Annotated in this window: 5 protein-coding genes and 1 pseudogene; 4 read left to right on the top strand and 2 right to left on the bottom strand. The window is 72.2% G+C overall.

Annotated elements, in window-relative coordinates; genetic code table 11:
• Window positions 1-162 precede the first annotated feature (162 nt).
• Window positions 163-903 (bottom strand): polyphosphate--glucose phosphotransferase, encoded by a 741-nt coding sequence (ppgK, locus tag AC07FK_RS33880; RefSeq protein WP_479108743.1) that lies wholly within the window; start codon window positions 901-903, stop codon window positions 163-165.
• Between the two features lie 71 nt (window positions 904-974).
• Complete coding sequence (locus tag AC07FK_RS33875) at window positions 975-1,964, bottom strand: 4-hydroxy-3-methylbut-2-enyl diphosphate reductase (RefSeq protein WP_479009951.1); 990 nt, start codon at window positions 1,962-1,964, stop codon at window positions 975-977.
• A 66-nt stretch (window positions 1,965-2,030) separates the two neighbouring features.
• Between AC07FK_RS33875 and AC07FK_RS33870 the strand changes: the two are divergent.
• The 4 genes and pseudogenes from AC07FK_RS33870 (at window position 2,031) to AC07FK_RS33855 (ending at window position 5,920) form a co-directional block, all read left to right on the top strand.
• Window positions 2,031-3,402: pseudogene (locus tag AC07FK_RS33870) on the top strand (APC family permease).
• 9 nt (window positions 3,403-3,411) lie between these two features.
• Window positions 3,412-4,620, top strand: coding sequence for an exodeoxyribonuclease VII large subunit (xseA, locus tag AC07FK_RS33865; RefSeq protein ID WP_479108742.1), 1,209 nt, complete (start codon window positions 3,412-3,414; stop codon window positions 4,618-4,620).
• Between the two features lie 64 nt (window positions 4,621-4,684).
• The gene (locus AC07FK_RS33860) at window positions 4,685-4,897 is read left to right on the top strand and encodes an exodeoxyribonuclease VII small subunit (protein WP_479108741.1); all 213 of its coding nucleotides are present in this window, start codon (window positions 4,685-4,687) and stop codon (window positions 4,895-4,897) included.
• A 432-nt stretch (window positions 4,898-5,329) separates the two neighbouring features.
• A complete protein-coding gene (locus tag AC07FK_RS33855) occupies window positions 5,330-5,920 on the top strand; it encodes a malonic semialdehyde reductase (RefSeq protein WP_479108740.1) in 591 nt (196 codons plus the stop codon).
• Window positions 5,921-6,054 lie beyond the last annotated feature (134 nt).

Below are 6,054 nucleotides of genomic sequence, written 5' to 3'. Positions count from 1 at the left end.
GGTTGGTGTGGATGGTGGCATTTTCGTCATGTGGTCCCTCCTCCCTGTGCGAAGGTTGTGGTGGGTGTTGCGGTGGCGGGCCCCCCCCCCTCCCCCCCACGCCGCCGCCCAGCGCGCGGCCCGCCGCGGCACCCCCGACCCCGTGGAGTAGCGGGGACGGCTCTACGAGCCGGCGCCCGCCGCCATCGCCGCGCCCACGATGCCCGCGTTGTTCTGGAGCTGCGCCGGGACGATCTCGGCGCGCACACCCTCGATCAGCGGCAGGAACTTCTCTGCCTTGCGGCTGACCCCGCCGCCGATGACGAACAGCTCCGGCGAGAACAGCATCTCGACGTGCGCCAGGTACTTCTGCACCCGGTGCGCCCAGTGCGGCCAGCTCAGGTCCGCGTCCTCCTTCGCCTTCGTGGAGGCGTGCTTCTCGGCGTCGTGGCCGTTCAGCTCCAGGTGGCCGAGCTCGGTGTTGGGCACGAGCTTTCCGTCGATGAAGAGCGCGCTGCCGATGCCGGTGCCGAAGGTCAGCAGGAAGACCACGCCCTTGCGGCCCGCGCCCGCGCCGAAGGTCATCTCGGCCACCCCGGCCGCGTCGGCGTCGTTGAGCACGGTGACGGGCAGGCCCAGGCGCTCGCCGAGCAGGGCCCGCGCGTCGACGTCGATCCAGCCCTTGTCGACGTTCGCCGCGGTACGGGTGACGCCGTCCGTGACCACTCCGGGAAACGTGATGCCGACCGGCCCGTTCCAGCCGAAGTGACCGACGACCTCCCGCACGCTGTCGGCGACGTCGTCCGGCGTCGCCGGCTGGGGGGTCAGTACCTTGTGCCGGGGTTCCGCCAGGTCGCCGCGCGCCAGGTCCACGGGCGCGCCCTTGATGCCGGATCCGCCGATGTCCACTCCGAAGACGTTCATGGACACAACGTTACGGTGTGGCACGGACAGTGGCGGCGGTTGCGCCGAAGGTCACTGGCCCGGCGAGACGGTCACTGGCCGGCGAGACGGGCCGCTTCCGCGCGCAGGTCCCGCCGCAGCTCCTTGGGCAGCGAGAAGGTGATCGACTCGTCGGCGGTCTTCACGGTCTCCACGTCGCCGTAGCCGCGCTCGGCCAGCCACTCCAGCACGCCGTCGACGAGGACGTCGGGGACCGACGCGCCGGAGGTCAGGCCGACCGTCGTGACGCCTTCCAGCCACGCCTCGTCGATCTCGTCGGCGAAGTCGACGAGGTGCGCCGCGGGGGCGCCGGCGTCGAGGGCGACCTCGACCATGCGGATCGAGTTGGAGGAGTTCTTGGAGCCCACGACGATGACGAGCTGCGCGTCCTCGGCGAGCTTCTTCACCGCGATCTGCCGGTTCTGCGTGGCGTAGCAGATGTCGTCGCTGGGCGGCGAGAGCAGGTTCGGGAACTTCTGCTTCAGCGCGTCGACCGTCTCCATCGTCTCGTCGACGGAGAGGGTGGTCTGGGACAGCCAGACGACCTTCGACTCGTCCCGCACCGAGACGTTGGCGACGTCTTCGGGGCCGTCGACCAGGGTGATGTGGTCGGGTGCCTCGCCGGACGTGCCGATGACCTCCTCGTGGCCCTCGTGGCCGATCAGGAGGATGTCGTAGTCCTCCTTGGCGAAACGGACCGCTTCCTTGTGCACCTTGGTGACCAGCGGGCAGGTCGCGTCGATCGTCGCGAGCTTGCGCTCGGCGGCCTCCGCGTGCACGGTCGGCGCGACGCCGTGGGCCGAGAACATGACGATCGAGCCCTCGGGGACCTCCGCCGTGACGTCGACGAAGATCGCGCCCTTCTTCTCCAGGGTCTGCACGACGTACTTGTTGTGGACGATCTCGTGCCGGACGTAGATCGGCGCCCCGTACTGCTCGAGGGCCTTCTCCACGGCGATCACGGCACGGTCCACGCCCGCGCAGTAGCCACGGGGAGCGGCGAGAAGGACACGACGGGCGGCGGTAGCAGTCATGTTCCCCATCGTAAGGCCGCGCCACGGACGCCCGAGGTCGCCTCCGTGATCAAGACTGGACGCCCGGCTCCTCGTATCGCGACGTACGGAGGCACCCTGACGGAGACGGCGGGACTGCGGCGGAGCCTCGGATTCCGGGATCTCGTCGTCTACGGGCTGCTGTTCATCGCGCCCATGGCCCCCGTCGGCGTCTTCGGGACGCTCGACGCCAGGTCCCACGGCGCGGTGGCGCTGGTCTACGCGGTCGCCACGGTCGCCATGGCGTTCACCGCATTCAGCTACGCCCAAATGGTGCGGGTGGTCCCCCAGGCAGGCTCGGTCTTCGCGTACGCCCGCACGGCGCTCGGCGAGGGCCCCGGTTTCATCGCCGGGTGGATGGCGGCGCTCGACTACGTGCTGATCCCGGCCGTCGCGTACCTCTTCTCCGGGATCGCGATGCACGCGCTCGTCCCGCCCGTGTCCCCGTGGTTGTGGACGGCGCTCGCGGTCGTGGTGACGACCGGGCTGAACATGTACGGCGTACGGGCGGCGGCGCGCGTCGGCTTCGCGGTGCTGGCCATGGAGATCGTGGTGCTGCTGGTGTTCGTGGTGGCCGCGATCGTGGTGCTCGCGCAGGACGGCGCGCGGCGCGGCTGGCTGTCGCCGCTGACCGGCGACGGTTCCCTGGGCGGCTTCTCGCTCGCGGCGGTGGTGGGCGCGGTGTCCGTGGCAGTGCTGTCGTACCTCGGGTTCGACGCGATCGCCTCGTTCGCGGAGGAGGTGACGGGCGGGTCGGCGAGGGTGGCGCGGGCGGTGCTGTTCTGCCTGGCTCTCGCCGGGGCGCTGTTCGTGGCGCAGACGTATCTTGGCGGCGCTGCTCCAGCCGGTGACCGCCGCGGAGCTGGCTGCGGCGCCGGGGAAGCAGGGGACGGCGTTCTACGACGCGGCCGACGCCGCGATCGGGACCTGGCTGGGCGATCTGGTCGCGGTGAGCAAGGCGGTCGGCGCCGCGTTCGCGGCGCTGGCCGGGCAGGCGGCCGCGGGGCGGCTGCTGTTCGCGATGGCCAGGGAACGGCGGCTGCCGCACGTCCTGGCGAAGGTCGACGCCGCGGCGTGCGCTGGGGGTGGCGGCCGTGGTGACGCTGGTCGCGGCGGTGTGGGCGGCACGGCGCGACGACGGTCTCGACCACCTCGTGTCGGTGGTCGACGTCGGGGCGCTGACGGCGTTCGTGCTGCTGCACGTGTCGGTGGTGAGCTGGTTCGCCGTACGGCGGATGGAGGGGCCGCCGGTGTGGTGGCGGCACGTGCTGCTGCCGGTTCTGGGGGCGGTGGTGACGGTGTCGCGGTGATCGTGGAGGCGTCGGGCGCGGCCCAGGTCGTGGGAGCGGTGTGGCTGGTGGTGGGGCTGGGCGTGGTGGCCGCTCAGCGGGGGCGTCGGACCGGCGGGGGTGTCAGTGCCGACGGCTAGCCTTCGTACATGGCTCTGAATACGTCCGCGGACGCCCCGCTGCCGGTCGGTCAGGTCTCGCGCCTGATCGGCGGGTGGATCGACCGGCTCGGCGCGGTGTGGGTGGAGGGACAGATCACGCAGATCTCGCGCAGGCCGGGCGCCGGGGTCGTCTTCCTGACCCTGCGCGACCCGTCGCACGACATCTCGGTGGGCGTGACGTGCTTCCGGCAGGTCTTCGACCCGATCGCGGACGTGGTGGCGGAGGGCGCGCGCGTCGTGGTGCGCGCGAAGCCCGAGTGGTACGCGCCGCGCGGGCAGCTGTCGCTGCGGGCGACGGAGATGAAGCCGGTGGGCATCGGTGAGCTGCTCGCGCGGCTGGAGCAGCTGAAGAGGACGCTGGCGGGCGAGGGGCTGTTCGCGCCGGACCGCAAGCGGCCCCTGCCGTTCCTGCCGCAGTGTGTCGGTCTGGTGACGGGCCGGGCGTCGGCGGCCGAGCGCGACGTCCTGGAGAACGCGCGCCGGCGCTGGCCGGCCGTCCGCTTCGAGGTGCGCAACGTGGCGGTGCAGGGGGTGAGCGCGGTGGCGCAGGTCGTCCAGGCGGTCAAGGAGCTGGACGAGCTGCCCGAGGTCGACGTGATCATCGTGGCGCGGGGCGGGGGAAGCGTCGAGGACCTGCTGCCGTTCTCGGACGAGCAGCTCGTACGGACGGTCTTCGGGTGCCGTACGCCCGTGGTGTCCGCGATCGGGCACGAGCCGGACGCGCCGCTGCTCGACCTGGTGGCCGACCTGCGCGCCTCCACGCCGACGGACGCGGCGAAGAAGGTCGTGCCGGACGTCGGCGAGGAGCTGGACCGCGTGCAGTTGCTCCGTGACCGGGCGCTGCGGACCGTGCGCGGCCTGCTCGACCGCGAGGAGCGGGGGCTGGCGCACGCGCTGGCCAGGCCGGTGATGGAGCGGCCGCAGCGGATGGTGGACGACCGGGAGGCGGAGGTCGACGCCCTGGTGGCGCGCAGCCGGCGCACGCTGGGGCACCTGCTGGACCGCGCGGACTCGGAGCTGTCCCACACGCGGGCCCGGGTGGTGGCGCTGTCCCCGGCGGCGACGCTGGAACGCGGGTACGCGGTGCTCCAGCGGGCGGACGGCGCGGTGGTCCGCTCCCCGGACGAGGTAGCAGCCGACGACCCGCTGCGCGCCCGGGTGGCGGAGGGCGAGTTCGCGGTACGGGTCGCGGACTGACACCGGCGGCCGGTGCGCAGCCCCTGGCCGCGGCTTTTCTCATCTCCTACCTAAGGTGGATCACATGGCGGAAACGGACGAGGCGGCGACGCCCCCCGGGTACGAGCAGGCCCGGGACGAGCTGATCGACGTAGTACGGCGCCTGGAGGCGGGCGGTACGACGCTGGAGGAGTCACTGGCGCTCTGGGAGCGCGGCGAGGAGCTGGCGAAGGTCTGCCGCCGCTGGCTGGACGGGGCCAGGGCGCGCCTGGACGCCTCGCTCGCCGAGGAGAGCTGACCCAGGGCCGCGAGCAGCCGTCCCGAACGACGGGAAGCCGGACCCGAGCCGGAGGTAAGCCACCTCACGCCTCCGTGTGAGCCCGCCCCGGAGGCGGCGGGAGCCGCGCCGAAGGTCACGCCGGCGACCGGTACGAAGGCGGTGGTCGATCAAGAGGCGGTCGACCCGGAGGTGACCGATCCAGAGGCGGTCGACCCGGAGGTGACCGATCCGGTGGCGGCCGATCCGGAGGCGTTCACTCCGGCGGCGTTCGGCCGGGTCGGGTGCGGACCGCGGCGAAATCACCGCGCCGTTCGAGGAATGAAGCGGCGGCCGTGCGCGGTTGGCTGTGAGGCCAGTCACGGGAACCCCGCTTTAGTTGAATGTTTAACCTAAGTGGGCTTACCGTGCAACCACAGCCTGATCCCCGCAGCACGCCCGGAAGGTAGCCGCATGTCTCTCGTACTTGACCCCGCCGCCCAGGACCTCCTCTTCCGCGAGGCCCGCACCGCGAACACGTTCACGGACGAGCCGGTGACCGACGAGCAGATCCAGGCGATCTACGACCTGGTCAAGTTCGGCCCGACCGCGTTCAACCAGACGCCGCTGCGCATCGTCCTGGTCCGCTCCGCCGAGGCCCGCGAGCGCCTCGTTCCGCACATGGCCGAGGGCAACCAGGCGAAGACCGCCACCGCCCCGCTGGTCGCGATCCTCGCCGCCGACAACGAGTTCCACCACGAACTGCCGGACCTCTTCCCGCACTTCCCGCAGGCGCGTGACATCTTCTTCTCCACGCGTCCGGCCCGCGAGTCCGCCGCCGGTCTCAACGCCGCCCTCCAGGCCGCGTACTTCATCGTCGGCGTCCGCGCCGCCGGTCTGGCCGCGGGCCCGATGACCGGCTTCGACCACGCCGGCGTCCAGAAGGAGTTCCTCGACGGCGACCACACCCCGCTGATGGTCGTCAACATCGGCAAGCCGGGCGACGACGCTTGGTACCCGCGCTCCCCCCGCCTCGCCTACGACGACGTCATCACCACCGTCTGACCGACGGCCGTACGTACGACGGAGGGGGGGGGGGGGGGGGGGGGGGGGGGGGGGGTGGGGGGGAGGGGGGGGTGGGGGGGGGGGGGGGGAGGGGTGTTGTGGGGCGGACGCCCACCACCCCTACTGTGACGACG

Source organism: Streptomyces sp. NPDC046122 (genome assembly GCF_056429965.1).
Note: the sequence above shows the minus strand (reverse complement) of the source record. Positions and strands in the feature narration are given on the sequence as shown.